The organism is Bradyrhizobium sp. USDA 4486 (assembly GCF_054057995.1).
On record NZ_JBSRZV010000001.1, the window covers coordinates 8,000,773 to 8,026,646 of the forward strand.

Genomic DNA, 25,874 nt, shown 5'->3' on the forward strand with positions numbered 1-25,874 from the left:
CTTCAGAATGCCGTGCCGTAGCGCAGCGGCGGGAGCTGGAGGTACTTCACGACGGTGGCGCCGACGTCCGAGAAGCTGGCGCGGCGGCCGATCGGCGCAGTCGGCTTTGCGTTACAAGAGAGGATCGGCACCTGCTCGCGCGTGTGATCGGTGCCGCGCCAGGTCGGATCGCAGCCATGATCGGCGGTGATGATCAGAAGATCGTCGTTTCGGAGCCGGGCCAGCAAGTCCGGCAGGCGAGCGTCGAATGCTTCGAGAGCCGCGGCATAGCCGGCTACGTCACGGCGGTGCCCGTAGATCGTGTCGAAGTCGATGAAGTTGGCGAACAGGAGACCGCCGTCAGCCAGGCCATTCAGCCCCTCAAGCGTGGCATCGAAAAGCGCTTCGTTGCCGTCGCCACGCCTGTTTCGCCCTGTGCCGCGATGAGCAAAAATGTCGTCGATCTTGCCGATCGAGACGACGTCGCGTCCGTCAGCCTCGGCCAGATCGAGTACGGTCTGACCGGGCGGCGGAACGGCAAAATCCCGCCGATGCGCGGTTCGTCTGAAGTCCTTTCTGGAATGACCGACGAAGGGCCGGGCAATGACGCGGCCGATGTTGAAAGGATCAACCAACCTTCGGGCGATCGAACAGACCTCGTAGAGGCGTTCCAGGCCGAAGGTCTCCTCGTGCACTGCTATCTGGAACACGCTGTCGGCGGAGGTATAGCAGATTGGCTCGCCGCTTCGCATGTGGCGTTCGCCAAGCTCGCTGATGATCTCAGTCCCAGAGGCATGGCAATTGCCGAGGATGCCGGGAAGGCCGGCCTGCTCGCAAAAGCGATTCACCAGATCGGGTGGGAAGCACGGCACGGATCTGGGAAAATAGCCCCAGTCGAACGGCACCGGCACGCCGGCGATCTCCCAGTGACCTGAGGGTGTATCCTTGCCCCTTGAAACTTCGCTCGCACACCCGAATTGCGCGGTCTCAGCCCGGCCGCTGAGCCCGGGCGGCGCGCGTCCAGCGGCCAGCCGGCAGGCTTGTCCAAGGCCGAGCGCGACGAGATTGGGAAGCTGGAGGGCTCCCGCGCGATTGGGGCTATCGGCTTCACCGCGCATACAGGCGTCGGCAATGTGTCCGACCGTGTCGGCTCCCTCGTCGCCATAGTTGGCGGCATCGGGGGCTGCGCCGATCCCGACGGAATCCATCACCAGGATCAAGGCACGCATGTCGGCTCCCCGAGAAGCGTGGCAGGTGGCGACGCCGACGGCGCCAACCCGGTCCTGGTACAGTAGCGGTCGATCATCTGCGCACAGAAATCCGCGAACTCGTTCACGTCGCGGGGCGGGCTCGTGTGATGCGGCGCGAGGCCTCGGTGCTCGGGCGTGAAGCAGAAGGTGACGGTGACCTGGAACTCTGCCAGCGCATCCATCTGGCGATCGAACCAGTTGAGCGCATCGGGACGGAAGCTGTCGGCCCAGGCCAAGCCGGTCCTCAGATGCACCACGCCAAGGCGGCGCATCCAGCGCACGGCGTCGTCGAGCCGATGATCCTCGAAGTGAAACCACTGGCACAGACCCATGGCAGGCGCATATTGGCCGAACAGCTCCAGTGCGGCTTTCGGCGTGCCGTCCTCGCGCAACAAGCCCATATGGAAATGCCGGTAATAGGAGGAGCCTTCTGCCTCCTTGTGCCGCGTCGTGGCCTCCCAGGTGGAGGGAAGATCGTAGAGGCTGTACCAGTGGATGCGCGGCGTGCGGCCGGTCAGGAGCTCTGCGGTGCGCGACAAGCCCCAGGCCTGCACCTCCTCTGCGCCGAAGGACGAGACACCGACCTCGGTTACCCAGACCGGAAGCGAGGTGACCGCCTTGATCTCTTCAACCTTGGCCGGCCATTCGCCGATCTGCCATAGGTTCCAGTCCAGCGGAAAGCCGTGAACGGCCACCGCATCGACATGGTCGAGCACGCCGCGCCCCTGCAGGTTCAGCACGAATGACGGGTCGATCGGCGACATGCCGCCGAGCACGCGCGGCAATGCGGGGTGCGCGCTGTGGATCGCCTTGCCTGCGGCGATCGCCATGGACGCAAACATCGCCCAGTCGGGATCGATCAGGATGTCCCAATGCGACTTGTTGTTCGGCTCGTTCCAGATCTTGGCGGCTTCGATCATCGGCCGCCCCCGTTTGACGAACCGGCGAAGCCTTCGGCCTGCGGCCGTGCCGTCCGCCTGCACAGATACACCTCGTCCTCGGGATGAGCTGCAATGGCGAACCCGGCACTGCGCAGCATGGCTTCGACGCAGGCGCGGTTTGGCACCCACCAGTTGGTGGGATCGCCGGCATAGCTGTTCTCGATGAAATGCAGCTTCGGGTACCCGGGAGAGCCGAACTGGTCGGTGGTCCAGAAGTCGTAGTCCTTGTCGATGGGATCGACGCGGCCGTCGCCGCGCAGCATCGACTGAAACAGCATGAGATCGCCCGCTACGTGCTCGTGGATCAGGTCGAGCGCGAGCAGCGGATGCCGGAGATGGTAGAGCACGCCCATGAAGATCACGAGATCGAATTTTTCGTGAAGCTGGCCGACATCATAGGTCGACATCCTGCGGAATTCGATCCGGAGACCGTTCACCTCGGCGGCGAACCGCGCCTGCGCCAGATACTCCTCGTCGGTGTCGAGACCGAGCACACGCTCGGCACCGCGCCGTTTCATTTCCATCGCGTAAAATCCGGCGTTGCAGCCGATATCGAGTACGGTTTTGCCGTCGAGCCGATCCGGGATGACCCCTGAGAAGCGTCGCCATTTCACGTTGGGATAGTCGCCCAGGAAGTGCGACGGCGCGGTCGGCACGCCATTCAGGTCCAGATTGTGAAACCATGGGCCCAGCGCGTCGACGCGGCGGCGGATTTCCTCACGAGAGAGGGCGCCTCGAGTCATATGTTAGCTCCATCGTTCATCGTCGCGGCCGACTGGACGCTCTCGGATGCGCCGGCCCGCAGGGTCGATTGGCCGTCGCCGCTGCCGCCCTCGGCGAGCAGCGCCATTGCGGTGTGATAACCATGGACTGTGCCGACATCGACATAGGATTCTCCCGCTTTGACTCCGATCCCGATTCCTCCGGTTTCGAGATAGGCGTTGACCAAGGTCCCAAAGTATTCGTCGCGGCGCAGGCGCTGGTTCCAGAGCGTCTGAAGCTCGCGAAAGCCATGCGCGGACATCTTGAAGGCGCCCCAGATCCAGCGCGAACTCGGCTCCGGCTGCTTCACCTGGATTTCCCTCACGCGCTCGCCATCCAGCACGACGGCATCGAAAAACTCGGGGTGCTCGACCGGGAACAGGAGGAATGAAAGGTCGGCGTCGGGCAAGGCCTGAAGGGCCGGTTTGGGAAACCAGACGGTGTCGGGCAAACCGACGATGACATCCTCGTGCTCTCCGACGACCGTGCTCGCCCTGAAGACGGCATCGCACAGGCCCGATGCATCGGGCTGCACGACATAGGCGAGCTGGGCGCCGCCATAGTGATCGCCGAAATATTCGAGAATGTCGGACTTGCCGGAAGAGATGATGAAACAGATCTTGTCGGCGCCGCCCAGGATCAGGCGCTCGAGGAGATATTCGGCGACCGCGCAGGGACGCTCCGTGCCATTGTCGCGCCGGCTGCCGACCGGCAGGAGCTCCTTGGAAAACGCCAACGGCTGGATACGGCTGCCGCGGCCAGCGGCCGGAACGATGCCCCACATGTCAGGCCTCCTCGACGTGCTGATGGGGGAGGCCGCCGTGGACCGCGTCCTCCAGCAGTGCGATCAATTCGCGGGCGCGATGTTCGGATGTGTGCTGGTCCAGTGTCCGTTCGCGCGCCCGCTTCGCAATGCGCTGCAACTCGTCAGCGGCCATCTCCAAGGCGGCCAGCACCTCGCCGCCATCGTGCGCCAGCAGGATCTCCTCGCCGGGCGCAAAGAACTCGCCGATGCCCGGCCAGTCATCGCTGAGCAGTGGAGTGCCGCAGGCGGCGGCCTCGAACAGCCGGCCCGAGGGACACCAGCCCATCTCCGCCATCGCCCGTCGCGTCACGTTGAGCGTGAGCCGGGACGAGGCGAAGAATGGCGCATGTTCGTCAGGAGGCAGATGCCGGACGAAGTAGATGTTCGGCGACCACGGAAAATCCGCGGGGTACTGCGCTCCGCCGATCAGAAAGCGGAGATCCTGACGCTCGCGGGCAGGCTCGACGAAGAGGGTTTCGAGCGCGCGTTGACGGTCTTCTGAATAGGTGCCGAGATAGGACAGCGCCGCGCGATAATGTGGTCGGGGCGGGACGGGCCGGTGGATATCGGTATCGACATGGCCATAGAGAGGCTGAACCTGGCGAGCGGCGAGCTTGCTGCGGAATTCATCCGAGATGAGCGGGCCGCCCGTAAAGCTCAGCACCAGTGCGAAGTCTGCAAACCCCCGGGGGCCGACATAGGGCACGGCGTCACCCGCACGGAGCTTCGCCAGCGTGACTGGCGTGTCGAGGTCGTAAAATACGGGAGCGGCACGACGCACATCGAGAATCAGCGCGGTCGCGGCCAGTGCATCCGGACAATAGGATGTTACGATCGCGACATCGGCCTCGGATACGTCGGCGCGTGCCTTGGCGCTGATGTCGTCCCAGGACGAGAACAGCTCGAGCCGGCCGCCCAGCAGTTCATGCAAGTCGCGCGTGCCGGCATACCAGGGCACGTCGCGTTCGAAGAACACGATGCTATGCCCCAATCGCACGAGGTTCTTGCAGAGGCCGCGCCACAGGGTCGCGTGGCCGTTACCCCACGAGCTTGATACTGTCAGGCCAAAGATTACGATCTTCACGCTGGCACCTGTTGATTGATCGCCACGATCTGCAGTTTCGTGCCTTTGATCGAAAGTGTGCTGATGCTGGCAGGATCGATCTCGATGGCGAGGAAGTCGTCGAGTGCGATGCCGGCATAGTGCAGCAGGGCGGCGCGGATCGTTTCGGCATGGCTTACGACCGCGACGATATCGGAGCAGGGATCGCCAAAGAGATGCTCGATATGACCGACCACGCGTTGCTGCAAGGCCTGCATGGATTCGCCGCCGGGCGGATGGCTCGTTGCACGCGCGCTATTCCAGAGTGACCAGTGCGCGTCGCCGTCGAGCTCCGCAAAAGTCCGACCCGTCCATGCTCCGTAGTCGAGTTCATCCAGCGCTGGCACGATTTCGACGGCTTGCCCGAGATGAGCGGCCAGGATGCTCGCCGATTGCAGGGCCCGCCGCTGCGGGCTCGACTGGATGATGGCGGGCCGGGGGCGCAGCTGCTCCGCAGTGCTTGACATCTGGATGCACCCGACCTCGTCGAGCTCCACGCCGGCCATCCGGCCGCACAAGACGTGGCCGAGCAGCGCGTGGTGGCCGTGCCGGATGAGGTGAATGATTTTCGACATCGCGCCTCAAGCCTTGTCCTCAATGAAGGCGCGCGTCCGGCGACGAGCCTCCTCATCGGTGAACTGCTGGGGGGGCGATTTCATGAAATAGCTCGACGGTCCGGTCAGCGCGCCGGCAAGGCCGCGATCCATCGCGAGCTTGGCGCAGCGCACCGCGTCGATGACGACGCCGGCCGAGTTGGGGGAATCCCATACCTCGAGCTTCACTTCGGCACTGAGCGGCACTCCACCGAACGTCGTGCCTTCCAGACGGATGAATGCGAGCTTGCGATCGGTGAGCCATGGCACGTGATCGCTCGGGCCGACGTGGATGTTGTCGGGCTCCATCGGCACGTCGAACTGGCTGGTGACGGCCTGCGTCTTCGAAATCTTCTTGGAGGTGAGCCGCTCGCGCTCCAGCATGTTCTTGAAGTCGGTATTGCCGCCGACGTTCAGCTGGTAGGTGCGATCGAGCCGCACGCCGCGGTCGCGGAACAGGTTGGCGAGCACGCGGTGCAGGATGGTGGCGCCGACCTGGCTCTTGATGTCGTCCCCGATGATTGGAAGGCCCGCATCCTCGAAGCGCTGGCACCAGGCGGGATTCGACGCGATGAAGACCGGGATGCAATTGACGTATCCGCAGCCGGCCTCGAGCGCGCGCGAGGCGTACCATTCGCTTGCCTGCTGCGAGCCGACCGGAAGGTAGGACACGAGGACATCGGTTCGTGACGTGGCAAGGATCTCGGATACGTCGGCCTCGGGCACGTCGGCGATCGGGATGTCCTGTTCGAGATAGCGTCCGACGCCGTCAAGGACTGGGCCACGCTGCACGATGACGCCGGTCCTGTCGACGTCGGAAAATCGATGCGTATTGTTGGGAGCGGCCCAGATTGCGTCCGCAACATCGCGGCCGACCTTGTTCGCATTGACGTCGAAGGCCGAGGCGATCTGGATGTCACTGATGTGATAGCCGCCGAGGTCGGCATTCATCAGACCCGGGACCGGCTCGTTCGAGCGGGCCTCGCGGTAATATGTGAGGCCCTGAACAAGCGAGCTCGCGCAGTTGCCAACTCCAACCAAGCCGACGCGCACGCGTCGTCTGTCCTGAAGACGTGAATGCATTGAAAGTGATCCTCCGCGAAGCAGCGTAAGTAGCTCGGCGAACGTGCGGAAGGTATGTTCGTTCCAGCGTCAAAGGCCCTGGCGCGCGGCATCCAGCGATTCAGGCCGACAAAATCAGAGTAGATTATCCCAGGATAGAATCGGCCGGCGTTCTCCAGGAACAAAGAGCTTCCAGGATGAAGATGAAGAAGATGATCCTTGCTGTCTTCACGCGCGCCCCCTCGCGCAGGATTCCTAAGAACCAATCCCGCTTGCCGGTGTTTATGGCGGAGCCTGACCTGATGGCGGCTGCCGTTTTTGGTCGGGCAGGATCGGGCAGGAAGCGAGGAGCCAATGTCTGCAAGCACCAAGAGAAGCGATAGCGAAGCGCAAACGACGACCGATCACGACGTCATTCGCAAATGGGCGGAAGAGCGCGGCGGAAAGCCCGCGACTGTCACGGCGACGGAGGAGGACGGGCACGCCGGCATCCTGCGCATCGATTTCGGCCCCGAGGATGAGGGCCTCGATCGGATCGGCTGGGACGAGTTCTTCGAGAAGTTCGACGAGACGGGGATCGCCTTCCTTCACCAGGATCGCACCAAGGACGGGAAGCTGAGCCGGTTCCACAAGTTCGTCCGACGCTAGACGGGCCGCCGCCAATGAGCGGGGCCGACGGATGGACCGAGGCGATGCGCGCCGGCGAGTTTCAGCGCGCATGGGCGATCACGGATGAATATCTCGCGAAGCACTCCGCTCCGGCCAAGCACACCGGTCCGCGACACTTCCAGCGGATCTGGCGGGGGGAAGACCTGACCGGCAGGCATGTGTTGGTGCGCTGCTACCACGGGCTCGGCGATACTATCCAGTTTCTTCGTTTCATGCCCGCCCTGCGCGCGATCGCCCGCCGGGTGACGGTCTGGTGTCAGCCGGAGCTCATCACTCTCGCCGAACGCATCAAGGGCGTCGACCGCGCTGTGCCGCTCCACGATGGCACCCCGGATGTGGGTTTCGACGTGGATATCGAGATCATGGAGGTGCCGCACGCCATCCGGGCGGAGCGCGGGACGGTCGAGATGCGAGAGCCGTATCTCGAACTGCCGCCCTCCCGCCCTGTGGAGCTGCCTGATGCGCGCGACAGGCTATGCGTCGGCCTGGTGTGGGAGGTCGGCAATTGGGCCAGGGACCGCGCAATTCCGGCGCATCTGTTGAAGTGCCTTGGCGGCGACGGCGTTGGACTGTACTCGCTGCAGCGTGGGCCGGGCTCCGTGCAGTGTGGTATGATCGGCGCGCGAGATGTCAGTACGCCGGACATTGCTGCCTTGGGGCGCCTGGTCCAGGCGCTCGATCTTGTCATCTGCGTCGACACCATGGTCGCGCATCTGGTCGGCGCACTTGGCTGTGAGGCCTGGGTGCTTCTCCCATCCGACTGCGACTGGCGCTGGCCGGCGACGGGCGACCGATCATTCTGGTATCCGAGCCTTCGATTGTTCCATCAAAAGACCAGCGGCGATTGGGCTGGCGTCATTGACGATGTGCGGTCTGCACTTCGGGCGCGCGCCAGGGCCCGGCAGGATCACGAGACCGCCGTCATCGAGCAACATCAACAGGAGGGACCGGCCCAAGGAAGCCGATGCTGCCGTGCACAGGACGATGAGGCCCCCTTCGGCAGTGCTGGAGGTTTGCGACTCTGATGTGTGATAGTCGGACAGTGATGTCTGCCGATCGCTGCATTGACCCGACTCGACGCGCAAGCCGATCCGATGTTCCTGACAGCATAGCTGTAGGCCTGAGGAACAGCAACGAACGCCGTCCGTTGGCTCTGACCAAGTGGCTCCCGATGGAAATACCACCAAATGCGCGTTTGGGTCTGGTCGATGATAGGCATCGTGGTGGCGGTGTTGGTCGCTGCCGCAAGCTGGCTGATCACCGCGCCCGCGCTCTTTGCAACCGCTGATCTGAGCCGCATCTCGGAGCAGGGCGACCCCGAAAGAGGCAGGCTTGTCTTCGCTGCCGGCGACTGCGCGTCCTGCCACGCCTCGCCCGGACAGCCGGACCGCCTGCATCTCGGTGGTGGATTGGCGCTCGCCTCGCGGTACGGGACGTTCCGCGCCCCAAACATCTCGATGGACCCGATCGATGGTATCGGCAAGTGGACCGCGAGAGATCTCGCCAACGCGCTCCTGAACGGCGTCTCTCCGGTCGGAAGCCACTATTATCCGGTATTTCCATATGCGAGCTTCACGCAAATGCGCGTCGAAGATGTGCAGGATCTCATGGCCTATTTGCGCACGCTGCCCGCTGTCAGCGGGCGCCCCCCCGGGCACGAACTCAATCTCTTGTTCGGCATCCGACGCTTTGTCGGTTTTTGGAAGCTTCTCTATTTCAGGCCGGGTCCAATGGCTCCGGATCCCGCACATGATGAGAGATGGAATCGCGGGCGTTATCTTGCGGAAGCGCTGGCCCATTGCGCAGAGTGCCACTCATCCCGCGACATGTTCGGCGGCATCAAGTCGGGCACGCGCTATGCCGGTGGGCAGGATCCGGAAGGCGCCGGCTTCTACCCCAACATCACACCCGAGCGCCTCGGTGATTGGTCGGAGCAGCAACTGGCCGACTTGCTGAAAACCGGAGCCACGCCGAACCACGGTCGCGTCGGCGCCTCGATGTCCGATGTCATTACCAACCTTGCCATGCTGCCGGACAGCGATCGGCAGGCGATCGCGAACTTCGTCAAGTCGCTGCCATCCCGGCCGACGGCCAAGCCCTGAGTGCGCCCGCGTTATTGTGCATAGAGATAGGCTGCGATGTCGCGCGCCTCGGAGGCGCTGATGCCGGTCGCAGGCATCGCCGTTCGCGGCGAGAAGGTCTGCGGCGCGACGATCCATCGCACGAGATTGTCGGGCGAGTTCGGCGCAACGCCTGCAATATAGACGCGCTGCCTGAGATCGGCGAGCGAGCCGCCGACCTGACCGTCACCGCCGGGAAGACCGGGGATGGTGTGACAGCCGGCGCAGCCATACCGGCGCATCAAAGCCGGCGCGCGTGATGGATCACCACCGGTGATGGCGCGGGCGACGCCTTCGGTCTGCCGCCGCGAGTTCCAGACAAACCCCGACGCGATCGCCGCCGCGATGAGGAGCCCCACTGCCGCAAGCGCGGAGCCGTGCAGCCTAGACAGCATGAAGCGCATCGGCCTGCTCTCGCTGTTGTCGGCCAGTCCGCCTGATCCAGAACGCAATCAGAGCCAGGGCGGCACCGGCATAGATCGTTCCCGCCGGCACCCACATGATGATGCCGGCGAGTTGCTGGTCCTCGAGCGGCGTCAGGCCCCATGCGGCCGCAGCATCAGTCTGCTCCTGGTAGAGCAGGCGCGGCGAAAGCGCCATCAGGGCCCCGAGGATGCTGGTGTGGAGCATCGTCACGAACACGTGCCAGGCGGCGGCGCCGGTTTCACTGCGCCGAAACACGGACCACCAGAACAGAATTGCCATCAGGAAGAAGCTCAGATGCTGCGCCCGATGAACGATGGCGCCGGCGACCGCGGCGTCGAACAGCGGCGGCGCATGCCAGGCCCAGATCGCGATCCCGTGCAGCAGCGTGGCGTTGCGTCCGGTGCTGCAAAAGGACCAGACCGCGTCGACGGCGGGATGCCGCATGCCGCGTCCGATCAGCACCCGACCACCGCGGGGCAGGGACCAGAGCAGCGTTCCGACCGGTCGGGCGATCACGATCAGCGGTGCGGACACCGCCATCAGGATCTCGTGTTCGATCATGTGAAAGCTGAGCATCCGCTCCCCAAGCCAATGCAGCGGCGATACCAGCGCGGCCGTCAGCGAGAGCCAGCCAGTCCAGCAGGAGGCAACGTGCATGATCTGCGTGGCAGCGGTTGGTGTGTGCCGGCTCATCAGCACGAACGTGCCCACGCCGTACATCAGGCCGAAGGCGAGGAGGGGGACGACAATCCATGGATCGAACGTCCAGCTCGCGCCCGTCAGCTCTCGCGCGGGTCCATGCGCGTGCGCAGGGCTCGCCATGAGCAGGATGATCGCTGGCGCTACTTTTCGCATCCGCTCAACACCATCGAAGCAATTCCCTGCATCAGGAGCGCAAAGGTGAAGATGGCGGCGGAGAGGGCGCTTAGCCTGCCGCCGAAAGCCGATGCAGTTGCGCGGGAGCCGGCTTCTGCCGGCTGACGCGCCGCGCTCCGCCACGACACCACGCCCGCCAGGATCGTCACGCCGGCGCCGAGAAACGACGAAATCGCGGCTATGGGGACCTGCGTGCGGCAATCGGCATAAGGCAGGATTTGTCCCAGCTGCATGTTTGCCGCCCAGATGAGCGGCGCGAGCCAAAGCCCGGCCCAGAGCAGCAGGTTTGCGAGCGGTCCGGATATGCTCATAGCCGTGCCAGCCAATAGATGCAGCCATAGATCGGAAGCCAGGTCGCGACGACAAAGTTCCAATACATCGCGTTGTCTTGGATGTCGCCGAACCGTCTCGGATTGCGGCCGTGCCGCGTAAACATCAGCGCGGCGAGCACCAGGGTATCGACGAGATCGGTGATGATGTGCGTGGTATGGAGACCGAGCAGCGTCCATACGACCGAGCCGTAGGCGTTGGTGTCCCACCAGATGTGGAGCGCCGGAAACTCGAAGACGCGGACGATCAGCGGCGCGATGCCGAAGATCGACATCACCACGATGCCGATTCTCACCTTGCGCAGATCCTGCCGCGCGGCCCAGCGCGAAATCAGGATATTGGGGACCAGGCTGGCCAGCAGGATCAGCGTCAGCAGTGTTCCCGGAAGCAGGTCCGGTGGCGACGCATCGATCGGCCAGTTCGGCGCGATACTCATCAGATACAGATAGACGGCGATCACGAGCGCGAAGCCCGTGCCTTCGATCAGCATGAAGGCAAAGGTGCCCCACCAGGTGACGCTGGCTGTCCCCAGGCCATGGAGCGGCAGCCGGCCAAGATCGAGCACGATCCGTTCCCTCATGCCTCGTCCTCCGGCGTGCCTTTTGGCCAGAACCAGCCGATCAGAGTAATGGCGATGGGGATCGAGCCCCACACCACGGCCCAGGGCGAGAAGATCGACCAAATCAGCATCACCGTGGTGGCGAGTGCGGACCAGAGTGGCCAGATCGAATGCTCTGGCGAGGATTCGCGCGCCTGTGGCTCGGCCGTTGCGAGCGAGGTCACCACAAGCTCGCGCCGATCGGTGCGCAGGCCGTCGGCAACGGGAAGCATCTCCGAGTTCTCCCAGAGCGGATGCAGGCTGCTGACGACCGGGATCATCGCAAAGTTGTAACTCGGAGGCGGCGACGTACTAGCCCATTCGAGCGTCGGCGCGTCCCAGGGATTGTCCAGCGCGACTTCGCCAGCGCTTATGCCGCGGATCGCATTGAAGAAGAACACCAGGAATCCGGCCGTCAGGATGACCGCGCTCAGGCTGACGAACAGGTTCAGACCATGCCAGGGCAGATCGGGCTGATAGGTATAGATCCGGCGCGGCATGCCATCGAGACCGAGGATGTGCATCGGGAAGAAGGTCAGGTTGAAGCCAACGAAGATCAGCCAGAACGACCACCGTCCAAGCTCCTCGCTCATCATCTTCCCGGTGATCTTCGGAAACCAGTAGTGAATCGCGCCGAGCAGCGGGAACACGGCGCCGCCGATCAGCACATAGTGGAAATGAGCGACGACGAAGTAGGTGTCATGCACCTGGGTGTCGAACGGCACGGAAGCAACCATCACGCCGGTAAGCCCGCCGATCACGAACGTGACGACGAACCCGATGATGAAGAGCAGCGGCGTCTTGAAGACCGGCCTGCCATCCCACAGCGTGGCCAGCCAGCAGAATATCTGGATGCCGGCCGGGATGGCTATCGCCATGCTGGAGGCCGTGAAGAAGCTGTCGCCGAGCCGCGGCAGTCCGGCGACGAACATGTGGTGAACCCAAAGACCGAAGGCGAGAATGCCGGTCGCAATCAGCGCCATCACCAGGGCGAGATAGCCGAAGGCGGGCCTTCGCGCGAAGGGCTCGATCATGGTCGAGACCATGCCGGCGGCGGGAAGGAAGATGATGTAGACTTCCGGATGGCCGAAGAACCAGAACAGATGTTGCCAGAGCAGCACGTCGCCACCTTCGGCAGGATTGTAGAAATGAGTGCCGACGAGGCGATCGAGGATCAGGCTGCTGCTCGCAACCATGATGGCCGGCATAGCCATGATGACAAGAAACGACGTCACCAGCATCGCCCACACGAACACCGGAATGCGGTCGAGCGTCATTCCCGGCGCGCGCTGCTTGAAGATCGTGACCACCAGTTCCACGGCGACGGCGAGCGCCGACAGCTCGGTGAAGGTGATCATCTGCGCCCAGATGTCGGCACGCTTGCCGGCGCCATATTGCGGGCCCGATAACGGCACGTAGGCGAACCAGCCGACGTCGGGACCCATATCGAGTGCGAAAGCGGTCCACAGCAGGATTCCGCCGGCGAGATAGATCCAGTAGGAGAAGGCATTGAGCCGTGGAAAGGCGATGTTGCGTGTGCCGACCATCAAAGGCACCAGGTAGACGGCCACGGCTTCCATCACGGGTACGGCGAACAGGAACATCATGTTCGCGCCATGCATGGTGAAGATCTGGTTGTATCGATCCGGCCCGAGCAGGCGCGCTTCGGGCTGCGCGAGCTGGATTCGGATCAGCGCTGCCAGCACGCCGCCGAGTGCGAGGAAAACGAACGCCGTGAAGATGTAGCGCCGCCCGATGATCTTGTGGTCGACGGTGGCGAGCATGCCCCAGAAGCCGGCAGGCGTCTTCCATGTCTCGGCGAGCGCGCTGGTCAGGCGCGTGCGTTGCACGTCGATATCGCGCGTACCAGGCGCCGCGGCGGGGCTGCTCATTTCAGGCTCGCCAGATAAGCCGAGACGGCACGCAGTTCCTCCGGCGTCAACGGCACCATCGGCATGTTGTTGCCTGGCTTGATGGTCTGGGGATCGGCGATCCATGCGGCGAGCGAGCCGCGCGTGGTCTCGAACAGCCCGGCCGCAATCGTATGCCGGCCGCCGACATGGGTCAGGTCGGGTCCCGTGGTCCCGGCTGCCGCGGTGCCCCGGATGGTGTGGCAGCTTGCGCAGGGCTTTGCGAGGAATGTCTGCAGGCCGGCAGCGATCTCTTCTTCCGCCGGCTGGATCGCAGCCTGCCGCTGCCGGGCGGCCCATTTGTCGAATTCGTCCGGTGTCTCCGCGATGACGAGCAGCGCCATATGCGCGTGCTGCAGACCGCAGAACTCGGCGCATTGACCCCGGTAGATACCGGGCCGCTCGGCACGAATGGTCAATTCGTTCAGTCGGCCGGGAACGAGATCCTGCTTGCCCGCGAGACTCGGCACCCAGAACGAATGGATGACGTCGAGACCTTCGAGCTTCAGACGCACATTGCGTCCTACGGGAATGTGAATCTCGTTGGCGGTCTCGAACCGCTGCGCAGGATCGGGACCGACATATTCCACGCCCCACCACCATTGCAGGCCACGCGTCCGGATCGTCAGATCGTCCTGGCCCGCTACGCTGAGCGAATGCGTCGCGAAGAAGCTCAAGACGGTGAAGGTGGAGATGATCAGCACGGTCGCGACCACCGCGCCGGTGACCGCGAGGGTCATGCCGCGTTCACCCTGCGGTCCGGGGATTGCCCGCGTGGCACGGCGGTTGCGCCAGAGCGCTCCGATGAGGGTGATCATCACGAGCATCCACACCACGGAGCAGGCGGCAACGATCAGGATGATGAGGTGCTTCAGACTGATTGCCGAGGCGCCATGGACATCGAGCGCGGACTGCCAGCCACCACATCCCGCGAGTGGCGTCGCGAGCGTGATCGGCAGCCAGTCTCTCCATTTGCGCCGGATCACGGTGGAGGCCCCTGATCCGGATGAACCGGCGTCGGTCCTTGATCGAACAGCAGCCTTGCCGGCGCGCGATTCTCGGCAGGCCGCGTCTGCACCTCGTCGTTGCGGCTCGGCGCTGCTGTCTTGCCCTCATAGGATCCGATGGCCTGCACATAGCCTGCGAGCTGCCAGATCTGTTCCGTCGTCATCTTATTGCGGAAGGCTGGCATCCCGTGCGGCCGGCCGTCGCGGATCGAGGCGAAGATCGAGACCATCTCCGGCCCGTAGTACCACCAGCCATCGAGGAATCCCGGGCCGCTGCCGCCCTGGCCGTCGCCATGGCAGCTCTTGCAGCCGAACCAGGAATACAGCCGCTTGCCCTGACTGAGATTGTAGGCATTCACCTCGTACGGCCGGCCAAGTGCGAAATAGACGTCGGGCGGCGCGCCGCTGATGCGATTGGGCATCAGTGCGATCTTGTCGAGCGCGTCCGCGACCGGAGGATCGAGCCGGAGCTGCCGCTCCTCACGCTGGCATCCCATCAAAACGGCCGCAAGACCAAAGATAACGCCGGCCATCCACTTCATCTGCTCGTCTTTGGGGCGGGGAACTACAAACGTCAATCAGTTCGTGGAGGCGAAGTTCCTGACGCTGGATTGCGGCCTTGCGTTGTGCGCAAGGGTCCGGTGCCAGCAGAAAGCTTCGCTGCTTGCTGCAGGAACGGTCCTTGCAAAGGCAGGTTTAATCGCAAGCCTTGGTTTTCCTGTCCAAGGCTGTTCCGCCAGGCCCCAGCCCGCGTCCCCCCATCCGGCTGGGGCCGTTTCCGAGGTGGAGGCAGCGAGCATCGATCTACGATCGTCACCCTAAGGTGTGCGCTCTGCTGCGCAACGCGCTGCAGAGCAGCCTCGAAGGGCCCCCCGCGTACTCGCTCAGACCCGATACCACGCCGCCAGATTCCACGTCGTGACGTCCCAGCCGGAGATGTCGGCCATCAGGCTGTTGACGCCGGCGCCGACGATGTGGCGCGAGAGCAGCGGCAGGAACACGTTGGCCTCGCAGAAGGTCTCGTCGATCTTGATCAGCAGCGCGGCGCGCTTGACCGGGTCGAGCTCCTTCTGCGCAGCCTTGTAGGCTTTGTCGACTTCGGGATCGGACCAGCGCGAGATGTTGCGGCCGAGCCATTTGTTGTCCTTGGTCGCGATCTCCCAGGACACACACTGGTTCAGGAAGCGCTCCGGATCGGGCTGCGGCTGCGTCGTGTTGTACATCTCCATGTCGGCATAGAATTTCGAGTAGGTGTCGGGATTGCCGACGTCCGAGGAGAAGAACACCGAGGCGGTGACCGATTTGAGCTCGATGTCGATGCCGGCCTTCTGGCAGGCCTGCTTGATGATGGCCTGCGTCTTCTGGCGCGGCGCGTTGGTCGAGGTCTGGAAGACGAATTTGAGCTTCTTGCCGTGCTTCTCGCGGATGCCGTCCGCGCCCCTGGTCCAGCCGGCCTCGTCGAGGATCTTGTTCGCCTTGTCGACGTCGAATTCGTACTTCAGCTTGGGAGACTTGAACTGCTTGGGCGCGTTGACGAAGCTCGCGGTTGCAACGGCGCCGCGTCCGTAGATGAACTTCTGGATCGACTCGCGGTCGATCAAGAGGTTGATCGCGCGGCGGACCGCGGGATCCGACAGCGTCGGGTGCTTGCTCTTGACGCTCGACCGCTCGCCGTCGATCTCGGTCCACGGGTCCGTCGTGTTGAGGATGATAAACTCGACATTGCCGGAGGGCGTGATGTCGACCTTGCCCTTGCCGCTGGTCTCCATGCGCTTGAGGACCTCGTCCTCCACCAGCAGGTTCCAGGCATAGTCGTATTCGCCGGTCTGGAGCACGGCGCGCGCGGCGGAAACCGCATCGCCGCCGCCCTTGATTTCGAGCGTGTCGAAATGCGGCTGGTTCTTGACGTGATAGTCTGGATTGCGCTCGGCGCGGATCAAGTCGCCCGGCTTGAACTCGACGAATTTGTAGGGACCGGTGCCGACCGGCTTCAGATTGCCCGGCGCCTCGCGCGATTTCGCGCCGACATAGTCGGCGAAATGATGTTTGGGCAGGATCTGGCCGACCGCGCCGACGAAGGGATCGGCCCAGAACGGGGTCGGGCCGGTGAAGATCACTTTGACGGTGTAGTCGTCGATCTTCTCGACCTTGATGTCCTTGTAGGATCCCGTGGAGTACGCGGCGGTCGCAAGATCGGCAGCGTAAGCCCACGTGAACACGACGTCGTCGGCGGTGAAGGGCTTGCCGTCGTGCCACTTCACGCCCTGCTTCAGCTTCCAGGTCACGCTGGTGCCGTCCGCGGCGAGGCCGCCGTTCGCCTTGGTCGGGACCTCGGCGGCGAGACAGGGGATGAGGTTGCCCTCCTTGTCCCAGCCGGCGAGCGGCTCGAAGAAGATGCGCGAGGCGAGCTGGTCCTTGGTGCCGATCGCGAAATGCGGATTGAGCAGAGTAGGGGCCTGCCAGATCAGCAGCTTGAGCGGGCCGCCGCCGCCGGCCTTGGTCGGCTTGTAGGGCAGCGTGGCGTCGGCCATTGCCACGTCGTTCCAGAGCAGGATCTGGCTTGCGATCGGCGCTGCGATCCCGACCGTGGCCATGGTCCGGATGAACGCGCGCCGCGACAGGGTGCCTTGCTTCACCTCCGCGATTGCCTTGCGGATGTCGTTCTCGTCCATCAGATGGTCTCCACTTGGAACATGCGTCGCCAGCGTCCCATCATGTTTCATCATGGACGAGGCGGCAATGCCGGCAAGGGGCGGCAAGAGCGGAAAACCCTGCGGCGAAATGGCGGAGGCGCGCGCCGGACAAGCACGGTCGATTGCCGGCCACGCCTGCTTTCACGGGATGGCGGTGGAACGCCGCAGCGCGACCGCCGTTCCATCCTTTTAGATGGGATCAGGAGATACCGATGGGCGAGGGAGAAGACCATTTTGCGCGGCTGCTTGGACGCGCGGCGATGGACGTGTGGGGCGACATGCCCCGCGACATCCAGGAGGCGCTGTTCGAGACGGCGATGAAGCAACGCGAGGGCGAGCGCGAGGACCTCGCACGGCTGCTGCACGCGCGTCACCCGCGCACGCAGCATCCGGCAAAGCCCGCCTGAAGCGCCGGGCCGTTCGTCTCCGGGAGGAACGTTCGCAAGCGAACCTCGTTTTCCAAACGGGCGTTGCGTCAGACGCAGCGGGCGAGAGAGGCACGCGAATTTGTTCGGCGAGACGAGGTGATCTTGGTGAGCGACCTGTTTATCGGAAATTCGATCGGAAAATGGTACGACCCGATCTCGGAGCGATGGATCACACCGCCTGAGGCCAAGCCGGCCGGTGGCCGCTCACCCTCGGAGCCGGAGGCAAGCGCCGACGTGCGCACGAGGTGCGAAACCCAGCGGATCTGGAATCTGCTGGTCGACAGCGCGCGCGGATGACGTCGAGAGAGCGCGGCTGGCCGTGTTGCGCCGGCCGCTTGTGGCGGGCCTGATCGCCGCCGCGATTTCGTTTCACGTTCGGTGGTGATTCGAGAAGGCGCAGCCCACGACCTGCCGCCAATATGGTCATTCATTTCATTGATTTCGCACGGCGGAGAAGCGAATACGGTTCCACCATTGCCGCAGACTGCCGGAGACCAAGATGTCGTTTCGCCTCCCCCTGATCCTCGCAACCGTGCTCGCCGCCTGGTCCGCTGCCGCGAGCGCCGAGACCATCAAGATCGGCGTGACGCCGGGACCGCATGCGCAGATCCTCGAGGCGGTGAAGCCGATCGCCGCCAAGCAGGGCCTCGACATCCAGCTGATCGAGTTCTCCGACTACGTCGTGCCGAACGCCGCTCTCGACGCCGGCGAGATCCAGGCCAACTCGTTCCAGAACCAGCCTTATCTCGATAATCAGAAAGCCGACCGCGGCTACAAGATCGAGTCCGTCGCGCTGACTGTGAACTTCCCGATCGGCGTCTATTCGAAGAAGCACAAGGCCTTCGCCGACATTCCCGAGGGCGGCAAGGTCTCGATCCCGAACGATCCGACCAATGGCGGCCGGGTGCTGCTGCTGCTCCGCGACAAGGGCGTGATCAAGCTGAAGGACGGCACCGGCTTCAAGCCCACGGTGCTCGACATCACCGAGAATCCGAAGCAGCTGAAGTTCATCGAGGTCGACGCGGCGCAGGCGCCGCGCGCGCTCGACGATGTCGACGCCGCCGCGATCAACACCAATTATGCAACCCAGGCGGGCCTCGATCCGGTCAAGGACCCGATCCTGCGCGAGGACCCGAAGGGCCCCTATGTCAACCTGATCGCAGTCCGCACCGCCGACAAGGACAAGCCCTGGGTCAAGGTGCTCGTGGACAGCTACCACACCCCGGAGCTCAAGGAGTTCGTCCTGACCAAGTTCAAGGGCGCGGTGCTGCCGAGCTGGTAGGCAATCTGCCCGCCTGAAGGCCAGAGGCGATCCGGCGGGCAGCCTTGCGCAATGCCCGCTTGTCTGGAGCTGCGGCAACCGACATCATCGGGGCCTATCCTCGCCCGGCAGGGGTCTTAATGAAACGCTTCGCAAACCTGAAACGACTGGGATTCTTCACGCGCCTCCTCGACGAGGCGCCGGCGGCCGAGCGCTATCGTTTCGCCGCCGAGCAGATCGTGCGCGCCGAGAAGGCGGGCCTCGATTCCGCGTGGATCGCGCAGCATCATTTCCACGAGCGCGAAGGCGGCCTGCCGTCGCCCTTCACCTTCTTAGGGTATGTCGCAGCCCTGACCTCGCGCATCCGCCTCGGCACCGGTATCGTGACGCTGCCGCTGGAGAGCGCGGTGCGGGTCGCGGAGGACGCCGCCGTGCTCGATCTCATCTGCAACGGCCGCTTCGAGCTCGGCGTCGGCACCGGCGGCAACCCGTCGGCCTTTGCCGCCTTCGGCCTCGACAGCGCCCAGCGCAACGAGATCTTTGCCCGCAATCTGGCGATCGTGCGCGCCGCGCTGACCGGCAAGCCGCTTGACGGCGGCGACACGCTCTATCCGCAGCGGCCGCAGCTGGACGGCCGGATCTGGCAGGCGACGTTCTCGGTCGCCGGCGGTGCGCGCGCCGGCAAGGCGGGCGATGGCCTCCTGCTGTCGCGCACCCAGCCGCGGACCAAGGACGCGCCAAAGGCCACGCTCGCCGAGATCCAGAACCCGATCATCGATGCCTATCTCGAAGCACTGCCGCCGGGACGCGAGCCGCGCATCATGGCCTCGCGCAGCGTCTTCGTCGCCGACGACCGCGCCGAGGCAATGCGCCTCGCGGACATCGGATTGCGCCGCGCGCTGCCGCAATTCATGAAGGGCGGGCACCTTCCTCCCGGCGACACGCTGGAAGAGATGATCGTGGCGTTCGACACTCATGTCGGCGCAGCCGATGATGTCATCGCCTCGCTCCGCACCGACGCCACGCTGGAGCGGGTGACCGATCTCGTTTTCCAGGCGCATTCGGTCGATGCGCCGCATCCCTATATCTTGCGCTCGATCGAGCTGGTTGCCGAGAAGGTCGCGCCGGCGCTGGGCTGGGTCCGGACGGCGGCGACTGACGCGCATCAACATGTTGCACGAGGCTGAATGATGAGCACGACGGATATCATCGACACGCTCGCCGGGATCGAGCCGGGCTCGGCCCTCGATGCCATCCGCGCCCGCCGTCTTCAGGCGCGCGAGAACGCGCAGAAGAGCTATCTCTCGCTGTTCGAGCCGATCGACGCCAGCGAGTTCTCGCTGCTGGAACGCGCGGCGGTCGCGCTCTTCGTCATCGGCCTGCACCGTGAACCCAATGTCACCGCCTTCTACCGCGCGAAGTTGGCTGCGACGCCCAATGGTGCCCGCCTGGTCGAGGTCATCGAGGCCGAAATCGCGCGCGGCGAGACCTCAGGCCCGTACGGCGCGTATCCGGCCGGGCCGCTGTCAGCCGAGAACACGGCCGGCTTGATCTACCGCGTGAGCGCGGAGGGCAAGTCCGTCCTCGGTGCGAGACTGGCGGCGGCATTGGAGCATGCGCATCTGCTGGTGTTTCGACCGCGCAATGCCGCATCCTCCGACATGATGGCGCTGGCAGCTGCCGGCTGGTCGACCACCGGCATCGTCACGTTCTCCCAGCTCGTCGCATTCCTGTCGTTCCAGGTGCGCGTCGTCACCGGTTTGTGCACGCTCGCAGCGGCAAACGCCTAGGAGATTGCATCATGAGCACCGTCAATCCGCCCGTCGTCTTCACCCAGGACGAACTCGGCTGGGTCTCGTGGATTGATCCGCTGCCCGAGGCCGAGCTGACCGAACGGCATTTCAATGGCCTCGTCGACCGCACCCGCGCCAAGTCGGAATATTTCCGCCTGCTGGTGCGCGATCCTGAAGTGCTTGAGGCCCGCACCAAGACCGATAAGGACATTTTCTACAACGTGGCCGACGGCCTGCCGCGCGCCGAGCGTGAGCTCGCGGCGGCTGCGACCTCGCGCTACAACGGCTGCATCTATTGCGCCTCCGTGCATGCGCGCTTCGCCAGCACCTATTCCAAGCGCCGCGATGACGTGCAGCGCCTGCTCGACCAAGGCGTCAAGGCCGAGCTCGGCGAGCGCTGGAATGCCGTGGTCAGGGCGTCGGTGGCGCTGGCCGCAACGCCGATCGCGTTCGGCCCTGAGAATATCGCGGAGCTGCGCCGTGCCGGGCTCGACGATGCCGAGATCGTCGACGTCATCAACGGCGCCTCGTTCTTCAACTGGGCCAACCGCCTGATGCTGTCGCTGGGTGAGCCCTCGAAATAGGCAATCTCACCGGCACAAGAATTGCTGCTTATTTTAACAGTGAGTGGATGGAGCCGTGCATGAGCAACATCGATCGCCGTACCCTGGTCAAAGGCTCGCTCGCCATGATGGCGGGCGCGGCCTTCTCGCGCAGCGCGTTCGCGCAATCCTCCGAGCCGATCCTGCTCGGGGTCAGCGGTCCCCTGACCGGGCCGAACGCGCAATACGGCACGCAGTGGAAGCAGGGTTTTGATCTCGCGCTCGACGAGATCGAGGCGGCCGGCGGCATCAACGGCCGCAAGCTCGCCTATCAATTCGAGGACAGCCAGAGCGATCCGCGTCAGTCGGTGGCGATTGCGCAAAAATTCGTCTCCGATCCCCGCATCGTCATGGAGCTCGGCGACTTCTCCAGTCCCGCCTCGATGGCGGCCTCGCCGATCTATCAGCGCGGCGGCCTGGTGCAGTTCGGCTTCACCAATTCGCATCCTGACTTCACCAAGGGCGGCGACTTCATGTGGAGCACGTCGGTGAGCCAGGCCGACGAGCAGCCGCTGCTGGCGCGCTATGCGGTGAAGCGCCTCGGCCTGAAGAAGCTCGCGGTGCTGCATCTCAACACCGATTGGGGCCGCACCAGCCGCGACTATTTCGTCAACGCCGCCAAGGAATATGGCGCGGAGATCGCGGTCACCGAAGGCTACATCGCCGAGGAGCGCGACTTCCGCTCGACGCTGGTCCGCGTGCGTGACGCGAACCCCGACGGGCTGATCTTGATTTCGTACTACTCCGACGGTGCGCTGATCGCGCGCCAGGCGCGGCAGGTCGGGCTCAAGCAGGTGATCTGCGCCGCAAGCTCGGTCTACTCGCCGAAATTTCTGGAGCTCGGCGGCGAGGCCGTCGAGGACGTCCATGTCGGTACGCGCTACTTCCCGGAAGATCCACGGCCCGAGGTGCAGAAATTCATCGCCGGATTCAAGAAGAAGTACAACGGGCTGGAGCCCGACGCCTTCAACGCCTACGCCTATGACGCGATGAACATGGCGGCTGCCGTGGTGAGGATCGGCGGCACCGATCGCAAGGCGATCCGCGACGCCTTCGCCAAGGTCAAGGACGTCCCCAGCGTCATCTTCGGCACCGCGACGTTCGACGTCGCGACCCGCCGCGTCAAGGGCGCCATGAACGCCGAGCTGGTCGTGCGCAAGGGCCAGTTCGCGCTCTGGGACGGCAAGCCGACCTGATCTCCCTCCTCAGTAGGAACACGGCGTGTCTTCCTGGCTCGACTACACGATCAACGGGCTGATCGTCGGCAATGTCTACGCCCTCGTTGCGGTCGGGCTCGCGCTGATCTTCGGCGTCAGCCGGCTGATCAACTTCGCGCAAGGCTCGATCTATCTGGTCGGTGCCTATATCGGCTGGGTCGCGGTGGTACAGCTGCGTACGCCGCTGCCGCTCACCATCATCGTGGTCGCGGCGGCCGCCGCGGCCGTCGGCCTGATCATCGAACGCTTCGGCCTGCGCCCGCTGCAGAACTCGGTGCGCATCGCGCCGCTGCTGGCGACCATCGGCATCAGCTTCGTGCTCGATCAGCTGGTGATGCTGACTTTCTCGCCCAACCCGCGCGCGCTGCCGAGCCAGTTGCCGGATGTCCGTTTCCAGGTCGGCGGCGGCACCATCGGCCCGCTTGATCTCTTGATCGCCGGCGTCGGCATCACCAGCGCGCTCTTGCTGTTCGTGTTCCTGCGCTACAGCAAGCTCGGCTGGGCGGTGCGCGCCGCGTCGCAGGACCGCGACGCGGCGATGCAGATGGGTGTCGACGTCAACCGGGTCAATCAGGCGGTGTTCGGCATTGCCGCAGCGCTCGGCGGCGTCTCCGGCATGCTGGTCGGCATGTACTACAACCAGATCGACACCGCGATGAGCCTGCAGGCGACGCTCAAGGGCGTCGTTGCCGAAGTGGTCGGCGGCGCCGGCAACGTGCCCGGTGCTGTCATCGGCAGCCTGCTGTTGGGCCTCGTCGAGAGCTACGGCGTTGCCGTGTTCGGCACCAGCTACCGTAATCTGTTCGCCTTCCTGCTGCTCGTCGTCGTGCTCGTGCTGCGGCCGAACGGCCTGTTCGCCAGCGCGCGGCAGGCGCCGCCGGAGCCGCTCACCGGCACTTTCATTGCGCCGAGCCGTCCCGTGCGCATTCCGCGCTGGGCCTTGGCTGTCGCCGCCGCGATCTTCGCGGTCCTGCCGTTCTTTCCGGTGTCCTTCTACGTGCTCCAGACCCTAATCAACGCCTGGCTGCTCGGCATGCTCGCGCTCAGCCTGACGCTGGTGGCGGGCACGATGGGACAGGTTTCGCTGGGGCACGCGGCGCTGCTCGCGATCGGCGCCTATACCTCCGCGCTGCTGTCGTTGACCCTCAACGTTCCGGTCGGCCTTGCCATCATCGCTGGCGGACTGATGAGCGCGGCACTCGGCACGACGCTGATCTCGCCGTCCTTCCGCCTGCGCGGACACTATGTCTCGATCGCGACGCTTGCGATCGGCGAGATCGTGTCGCTGATGATCTTGAACTGGGAAAGCGTCACGCGCGGTCCGATCGGCATCTCCGGCATCCCGCCGCTGTCGCTGTTCGGCTACGACCTGATTAGCCCGACCTCGATCTATTGGTTCAGCTTTGTCGTGATGGTCGCACTCGCGCTGCTGCAGGGACGCCTGCTCGGTTCACATCTCGGCCGCAGTTTTCGTGCGATCCGCGACGACGATATCGCCGCGCGTGCCTACGGCCTCAGCCTCAACCGCTACAAATCGCTCGCCTTCATCTTCGGCGGTTTCGCTGCCGGCGCCAGCGGCGGCATCGCTGCGCATCTCTACTCCTACATCAACCACGAGACCTTCAACACGCAGCAATCGATCCTGGCGCTGACCGTCGTCATTCTCGGCGGCCTCGGCAATGTCGTCGGCGCGATTCTCGGATCGGTGGCGCTGGTTGGTCTGCCCGAAGTGTTCCGGATCGCGGCGGAGTACCGCATCCTGATCTACGGCATCGTGCTGTTGCTGCTCGTGCGGTTCAGACCGCAGGGCCTGCTGGGGACGATCTGATGGTGAAGCCCATGCTGTCCCTGCGCGGGCTGACCCGCCGCTTCGGCGGCCTCACCGCCGTCGACGCCATCGATCTCGATCTCGCCAAGGGCGATCTGGTCAGCATCATCGGTCCGAACGGCGCCGGCAAGACCACGCTGTTCAATCTCGTGACCGGCCTCGACCGCCCCGATGCCGGCCATGTCCGCTTCGAAGGTCAGGACATCACGGGCCTGTCGCCGGAGCGGCTCGCCGCCGAAGGCATCGCGCGCACGTTCCAGCTCGGCCGCGTGTTCGGCAATCTCAGCGTGATGGACAACGTCCTGATCGGCGCCCACACCCGTCTGCGCGCGGTCAAGCCGGCGGTGCCGGTGATGGGTCCGCTGCTCGAACTGGGGCTGGCGCTGCTGCGCCCGGCGAGCGTCAAGGCAGAGGAAGAGCGGCTGCGCGAAGAAGTGAAGGCCATCCTCGCCCGCTTCGGCGAGCGGCTGCTGCCGCGCATAGACCAGCCCGCCTATAGCCTGTCCTACGCCAACCGCCGCCGTGTCGAGATCGCGCGCGCGCTCGCGCTGAAGCCGCGCCTCTTGCTGCTGGACGAGCCGACCGCGGGCATGAACCCGACCGAGACGGCGGAGATGCAGGCGCTCGTCGCCGAGCTGAAGGCGGAGGGGCTGACCATCCTCCTGATCGAGCACAAGCTGGAGATGGTGATGCGCCTGTCCGACCGCGTCATCGTCATGGACGAAGGCAGGAAGATCGCGGAAGGACCGGGCGAAGAGGTGCGTGGCGATCCCAAGGTGATCGAGGCCTATCTCGGCCATGGCCTGGCGCCAGAGCAGGAGAGCGCGGCATGACGGCGAGCCCACCCGAACCGCTGCTGGCGCTGTCGAACGTCAATACGTTCTACGGCCAGGCCCAGGTGCATTTCGACCTGTCGATCACGGTCGCACGCGGCCATATCGTTTGCCTGCTCGGCGGCAATGCCAGCGGCAAGTCGACGACGATGAAGATCATTCTGGGCCTGGTGAAGCCACGCTCGGGCGATGTGACCTTCGACGGCGCCTCGCTGCTCGGCCTCGCCACGCCGCAGATCGTCCGCCGCGGCATCGCCTCGGTGCCGGAGGCGCGGCGGCTGTTCGCGGATATGAGCGTGCGCGAGAACATCCTGATGGGCGCCTTCGTGCGCAACGACCGCGAGGCGATCGCACAGGATCTCGACAGGATGCTCACCCTATTCCCGAAGCTCGGGCAGCGGCTGTCGCAGCGCGCCGGCTCGCTCTCCGGCGGCGAGCAGCAGATGGTGGCGATGGCGCGCGCGCTGATGAGCCGCCCGAGGATGATCGTCATGGACGAGCCGACCATGGGCCTGTCGCCGCTCTATGTCGACCGCGTGCTGGAGTTGATCCGCACCATCAACCACGAGGGCGTCTCGGTCTTTATGGTCGAGCAGAACGCCAGCCTCGCGCTCGAGATCGCGCACGAAGCCTATGTGCTCCAGACCGGCAAGATCGTGCTGTCGGGCCCGGCGCGGACGTTGAAGGACGACCCCCGCGTGCGGGATGCCTATCTCGGCGGTTCCGAAGCGGCGTAGTGACAATGGAGCGCGTTGGCGCTTCCACATCGTCAGGCCGGGCTTGACCCTG

Annotated in this window: 29 protein-coding genes; 14 read left to right on the plus strand and 15 right to left on the minus strand. The window is 64.6% G+C overall.

What is annotated here, in order from left to right; genetic code table 11:
* Positions 1-2 precede the first annotated feature (2 nt).
* From ACVWY3_RS37775 to ACVWY3_RS37805, 7 genes are read right to left on the minus strand one after another with little or no spacing between them, the layout of a single operon-like run.
* Positions 3-1,208: a phosphopentomutase gene (locus ACVWY3_RS37775; RefSeq protein WP_456842981.1), complete on the minus strand. Its 1,206-nt coding sequence runs from the start codon at positions 1,206-1,208 to the stop codon at positions 3-5.
* Entirely contained in the window at positions 1,196-2,149 is a 954-nt protein-coding gene (locus ACVWY3_RS37780) for a beta-xylosidase (protein WP_456842982.1), read from the minus strand. The genes ACVWY3_RS37775 and ACVWY3_RS37780 overlap by 13 nt, the downstream gene beginning before the upstream one ends.
* Positions 2,146-2,913: a TIGR04290 family methyltransferase gene (locus ACVWY3_RS37785; protein WP_456842983.1), complete on the minus strand. Its 768-nt coding sequence runs from the start codon at positions 2,911-2,913 to the stop codon at positions 2,146-2,148. The genes ACVWY3_RS37780 and ACVWY3_RS37785 overlap by 4 nt, the downstream gene beginning before the upstream one ends.
* A complete protein-coding gene (locus ACVWY3_RS37790; protein WP_456842984.1) occupies positions 2,910-3,716 on the minus strand; it encodes a sugar phosphate nucleotidyltransferase in 807 nt (268 codons plus the stop codon). The genes ACVWY3_RS37785 and ACVWY3_RS37790 overlap by 4 nt, the downstream gene beginning before the upstream one ends.
* 1 nt (position 3,717) lies before the next feature.
* Entirely contained in the window at positions 3,718-4,821 is a 1,104-nt protein-coding gene (locus tag ACVWY3_RS37795) for a CgeB family protein (RefSeq protein ID WP_456842985.1), read from the minus strand.
* Positions 4,818-5,414, minus strand: a complete 597-nt coding sequence (locus tag ACVWY3_RS37800) for a histidine phosphatase family protein (RefSeq protein ID WP_456842986.1) — start codon at positions 5,412-5,414, stop codon at positions 4,818-4,820. The genes ACVWY3_RS37795 and ACVWY3_RS37800 overlap by 4 nt, the downstream gene beginning before the upstream one ends.
* A 6-nt stretch (positions 5,415-5,420) precedes the next feature.
* On the minus strand, positions 5,421-6,515 hold the full coding sequence (locus tag ACVWY3_RS37805; RefSeq protein ID WP_456842987.1) for an inositol-3-phosphate synthase: 1,095 nt from the start codon (positions 6,513-6,515) through the stop codon (positions 5,421-5,423).
* A 176-nt stretch (positions 6,516-6,691) separates the two neighbouring features.
* Between ACVWY3_RS37805 and ACVWY3_RS37810 the strand changes: the two genes are divergently transcribed.
* From ACVWY3_RS37810 to ACVWY3_RS37825, 4 genes are all read left to right on the plus strand, one after another.
* Entirely contained in the window at positions 6,692-6,877 is a 186-nt protein-coding gene (locus tag ACVWY3_RS37810; protein ID WP_456842988.1) for a hypothetical protein, read from the plus strand.
* On the plus strand, positions 6,849-7,142 hold the full coding sequence (locus tag ACVWY3_RS37815; protein ID WP_456842989.1) for a hypothetical protein: 294 nt from the start codon (positions 6,849-6,851) through the stop codon (positions 7,140-7,142). Before ACVWY3_RS37810 ends, ACVWY3_RS37815 begins: the two co-directional genes overlap by 29 nt.
* A gap of 14 nt (positions 7,143-7,156) precedes the next feature.
* The gene (locus ACVWY3_RS37820; protein WP_456842990.1) at positions 7,157-8,188 is read left to right on the plus strand and encodes a hypothetical protein; all 1,032 of its coding nucleotides are present in this window, start codon (positions 7,157-7,159) and stop codon (positions 8,186-8,188) included.
* 162 nt (positions 8,189-8,350) lie between these two features.
* Positions 8,351-9,265: a c-type cytochrome gene (locus ACVWY3_RS37825; RefSeq protein ID WP_456842991.1), complete on the plus strand. Its 915-nt coding sequence runs from the start codon at positions 8,351-8,353 to the stop codon at positions 9,263-9,265.
* Positions 9,266-9,276: 11 nt separating this feature from the next.
* Here the strand turns inward: ACVWY3_RS37825 and ACVWY3_RS37830 are convergent, their stop codons facing one another.
* The 8 genes from ACVWY3_RS37830 to ACVWY3_RS37865 all read right to left on the minus strand — a co-directional run bounded on the left by ACVWY3_RS37830 (position 9,277) and on the right by ACVWY3_RS37865 (position 17,102).
* Complete coding sequence (locus ACVWY3_RS37830) at positions 9,277-9,678, minus strand: c-type cytochrome (protein ID WP_456842992.1); 402 nt, start codon at positions 9,676-9,678, stop codon at positions 9,277-9,279.
* On the minus strand, positions 9,668-10,531 hold the full coding sequence (locus ACVWY3_RS37835; protein WP_456842993.1) for a cytochrome c oxidase assembly protein: 864 nt from the start codon (positions 10,529-10,531) through the stop codon (positions 9,668-9,670). Before ACVWY3_RS37835 ends, ACVWY3_RS37830 begins: the two co-directional genes overlap by 11 nt.
* 20 nt (positions 10,532-10,551) lie before the next feature.
* Entirely contained in the window at positions 10,552-10,911 is a 360-nt protein-coding gene (locus ACVWY3_RS37840; protein WP_456842994.1) for a hypothetical protein, read from the minus strand.
* Complete coding sequence (locus tag ACVWY3_RS37845; protein ID WP_456842995.1) at positions 10,893-11,495, minus strand: cytochrome c oxidase subunit 3; 603 nt, start codon at positions 11,493-11,495, stop codon at positions 10,893-10,895. Before ACVWY3_RS37845 ends, ACVWY3_RS37840 begins: the two co-directional genes overlap by 19 nt.
* Entirely contained in the window at positions 11,492-13,405 is a 1,914-nt protein-coding gene (ctaD, locus tag ACVWY3_RS37850) for a cytochrome c oxidase subunit I (RefSeq protein WP_456842996.1), read from the minus strand. The genes ACVWY3_RS37845 and ctaD overlap by 4 nt, the downstream gene beginning before the upstream one ends.
* On the minus strand, positions 13,402-14,409 hold the full coding sequence (gene coxB / locus ACVWY3_RS37855; RefSeq protein ID WP_456842997.1) for a cytochrome c oxidase subunit II: 1,008 nt from the start codon (positions 14,407-14,409) through the stop codon (positions 13,402-13,404). Before coxB ends, ctaD begins: the two co-directional genes overlap by 4 nt.
* A complete protein-coding gene (locus tag ACVWY3_RS37860) occupies positions 14,406-14,963 on the minus strand; it encodes a c-type cytochrome (protein ID WP_456842998.1) in 558 nt (185 codons plus the stop codon). Before ACVWY3_RS37860 ends, coxB begins: the two co-directional genes overlap by 4 nt.
* Before the next feature lie 351 nt (positions 14,964-15,314).
* Positions 15,315-17,102, minus strand: a complete 1,788-nt coding sequence (locus ACVWY3_RS37865; protein WP_456842999.1) for a peptide ABC transporter substrate-binding protein — start codon at positions 17,100-17,102, stop codon at positions 15,315-15,317.
* A gap of 233 nt (positions 17,103-17,335) precedes the next feature.
* Between ACVWY3_RS37865 and ACVWY3_RS37870 the strand changes: the two genes are divergently transcribed.
* The 10 genes from ACVWY3_RS37870 (at position 17,336) to ACVWY3_RS37915 (ending at position 25,822) form a co-directional block, all read left to right on the plus strand.
* Entirely contained in the window at positions 17,336-17,530 is a 195-nt protein-coding gene (locus tag ACVWY3_RS37870) for a hypothetical protein (RefSeq protein ID WP_456843000.1), read from the plus strand.
* A gap of 126 nt (positions 17,531-17,656) precedes the next feature.
* On the plus strand, positions 17,657-17,848 hold the full coding sequence (locus tag ACVWY3_RS37875; protein ID WP_456843001.1) for a hypothetical protein: 192 nt from the start codon (positions 17,657-17,659) through the stop codon (positions 17,846-17,848).
* 202 nt (positions 17,849-18,050) lie between these two features.
* Complete coding sequence (locus ACVWY3_RS37880) at positions 18,051-18,833, plus strand: MetQ/NlpA family ABC transporter substrate-binding protein (RefSeq protein WP_456843002.1); 783 nt, start codon at positions 18,051-18,053, stop codon at positions 18,831-18,833.
* Positions 18,834-18,952: 119 nt separating this feature from the next.
* Positions 18,953-19,999, plus strand: a complete 1,047-nt coding sequence (locus ACVWY3_RS37885; protein ID WP_456843003.1) for a putative FMN-dependent luciferase-like monooxygenase — start codon at positions 18,953-18,955, stop codon at positions 19,997-19,999.
* Between the two features lie 3 nt (positions 20,000-20,002).
* A complete protein-coding gene (locus ACVWY3_RS37890; RefSeq protein WP_456843004.1) occupies positions 20,003-20,602 on the plus strand; it encodes a CMD domain protein in 600 nt (199 codons plus the stop codon).
* 11 nt (positions 20,603-20,613) lie between these two features.
* Entirely contained in the window at positions 20,614-21,189 is a 576-nt protein-coding gene (locus ACVWY3_RS37895; protein WP_456843005.1) for an alkylhydroperoxidase domain protein, read from the plus strand.
* 59 nt (positions 21,190-21,248) lie between these two features.
* Complete coding sequence (locus ACVWY3_RS37900) at positions 21,249-22,403, plus strand: ABC transporter substrate-binding protein (protein ID WP_456843006.1); 1,155 nt, start codon at positions 21,249-21,251, stop codon at positions 22,401-22,403.
* 25 nt (positions 22,404-22,428) lie between these two features.
* Complete coding sequence (locus ACVWY3_RS37905) at positions 22,429-24,252, plus strand: ABC transporter permease (protein ID WP_456843007.1); 1,824 nt, start codon at positions 22,429-22,431, stop codon at positions 24,250-24,252.
* Positions 24,252-25,085: an ABC transporter ATP-binding protein gene (locus ACVWY3_RS37910; RefSeq protein WP_456843008.1), complete on the plus strand. Its 834-nt coding sequence runs from the start codon at positions 24,252-24,254 to the stop codon at positions 25,083-25,085. The genes ACVWY3_RS37905 and ACVWY3_RS37910 overlap by 1 nt, the downstream gene beginning before the upstream one ends.
* Complete coding sequence (locus ACVWY3_RS37915) at positions 25,082-25,822, plus strand: ABC transporter ATP-binding protein (RefSeq protein ID WP_456843009.1); 741 nt, start codon at positions 25,082-25,084, stop codon at positions 25,820-25,822. The genes ACVWY3_RS37910 and ACVWY3_RS37915 overlap by 4 nt, the downstream gene beginning before the upstream one ends.
* Positions 25,823-25,874: the final 52 nt, after the last annotated feature.

What these genes read in the sequence shown, in the direction of transcription:
- ACVWY3_RS37835 (WP_456842993.1), bottom strand. Translation starts at nt 10,531, where the DNA reads ATGGCGAGCCCTGCGCACGCGCATGGACCCGCGCGAGAGCTGACGGGC.
- ACVWY3_RS37805 (WP_456842987.1), bottom strand. Translation starts at nt 6,515, where the DNA reads ATGCATTCACGTCTTCAGGACAGACGACGCGTGCGCGTCGGCTTGGTT.
- ACVWY3_RS37780 (WP_456842982.1), bottom strand. Translation starts at nt 2,149, where the DNA reads ATGATCGAAGCCGCCAAGATCTGGAACGAGCCGAACAACAAGTCGCAT.
- ACVWY3_RS37800 (WP_456842986.1), bottom strand. Translation starts at nt 5,414, where the DNA reads ATGTCGAAAATCATTCACCTCATCCGGCACGGCCACCACGCGCTGCTC.
- ACVWY3_RS37860 (WP_456842998.1), bottom strand. Translation starts at nt 14,963, where the DNA reads ATGGCCGGCGTTATCTTTGGTCTTGCGGCCGTTTTGATGGGATGCCAG.
- ACVWY3_RS37775 (WP_456842981.1), bottom strand. Translation starts at nt 1,208, where the DNA reads ATGCGTGCCTTGATCCTGGTGATGGATTCCGTCGGGATCGGCGCAGCC.
- ACVWY3_RS37880 (WP_456843002.1), top strand. Translation starts at nt 18,051, where the DNA reads ATGTCGTTTCGCCTCCCCCTGATCCTCGCAACCGTGCTCGCCGCCTGG.
- ACVWY3_RS37885 (WP_456843003.1), top strand. Translation starts at nt 18,953, where the DNA reads ATGAAACGCTTCGCAAACCTGAAACGACTGGGATTCTTCACGCGCCTC.
- ACVWY3_RS37820 (WP_456842990.1), top strand. Translation starts at nt 7,157, where the DNA reads ATGAGCGGGGCCGACGGATGGACCGAGGCGATGCGCGCCGGCGAGTTT.
- ACVWY3_RS37865 (WP_456842999.1), bottom strand. Translation starts at nt 17,102, where the DNA reads ATGGACGAGAACGACATCCGCAAGGCAATCGCGGAGGTGAAGCAAGGC.
- ACVWY3_RS37815 (WP_456842989.1), top strand. Translation starts at nt 6,849, where the DNA reads ATGTCTGCAAGCACCAAGAGAAGCGATAGCGAAGCGCAAACGACGACC.
- ACVWY3_RS37845 (WP_456842995.1), bottom strand. Translation starts at nt 11,495, where the DNA reads ATGAGGGAACGGATCGTGCTCGATCTTGGCCGGCTGCCGCTCCATGGC.
- ACVWY3_RS37895 (WP_456843005.1), top strand. Translation starts at nt 20,614, where the DNA reads ATGAGCACCGTCAATCCGCCCGTCGTCTTCACCCAGGACGAACTCGGC.
- ACVWY3_RS37810 (WP_456842988.1), top strand. Translation starts at nt 6,692, where the DNA reads ATGAAGATGAAGAAGATGATCCTTGCTGTCTTCACGCGCGCCCCCTCG.
- ACVWY3_RS37790 (WP_456842984.1), bottom strand. Translation starts at nt 3,716, where the DNA reads ATGTGGGGCATCGTTCCGGCCGCTGGCCGCGGCAGCCGTATCCAGCCG.
- ctaD (WP_456842996.1), bottom strand. Translation starts at nt 13,405, where the DNA reads ATGAGCAGCCCCGCCGCGGCGCCTGGTACGCGCGATATCGACGTGCAA.
- ACVWY3_RS37870 (WP_456843000.1), top strand. Translation starts at nt 17,336, where the DNA reads ATGGGCGAGGGAGAAGACCATTTTGCGCGGCTGCTTGGACGCGCGGCG.
- ACVWY3_RS37910 (WP_456843008.1), top strand. Translation starts at nt 24,252, where the DNA reads ATGGTGAAGCCCATGCTGTCCCTGCGCGGGCTGACCCGCCGCTTCGGC.
- ACVWY3_RS37825 (WP_456842991.1), top strand. Translation starts at nt 8,351, where the DNA reads ATGCGCGTTTGGGTCTGGTCGATGATAGGCATCGTGGTGGCGGTGTTG.
- ACVWY3_RS37915 (WP_456843009.1), top strand. Translation starts at nt 25,082, where the DNA reads ATGACGGCGAGCCCACCCGAACCGCTGCTGGCGCTGTCGAACGTCAAT.
- ACVWY3_RS37890 (WP_456843004.1), top strand. Translation starts at nt 20,003, where the DNA reads ATGAGCACGACGGATATCATCGACACGCTCGCCGGGATCGAGCCGGGC.
- ACVWY3_RS37785 (WP_456842983.1), bottom strand. Translation starts at nt 2,913, where the DNA reads ATGACTCGAGGCGCCCTCTCTCGTGAGGAAATCCGCCGCCGCGTCGAC.
- ACVWY3_RS37900 (WP_456843006.1), top strand. Translation starts at nt 21,249, where the DNA reads ATGAGCAACATCGATCGCCGTACCCTGGTCAAAGGCTCGCTCGCCATG.
- ACVWY3_RS37830 (WP_456842992.1), bottom strand. Translation starts at nt 9,678, where the DNA reads ATGCTGTCTAGGCTGCACGGCTCCGCGCTTGCGGCAGTGGGGCTCCTC.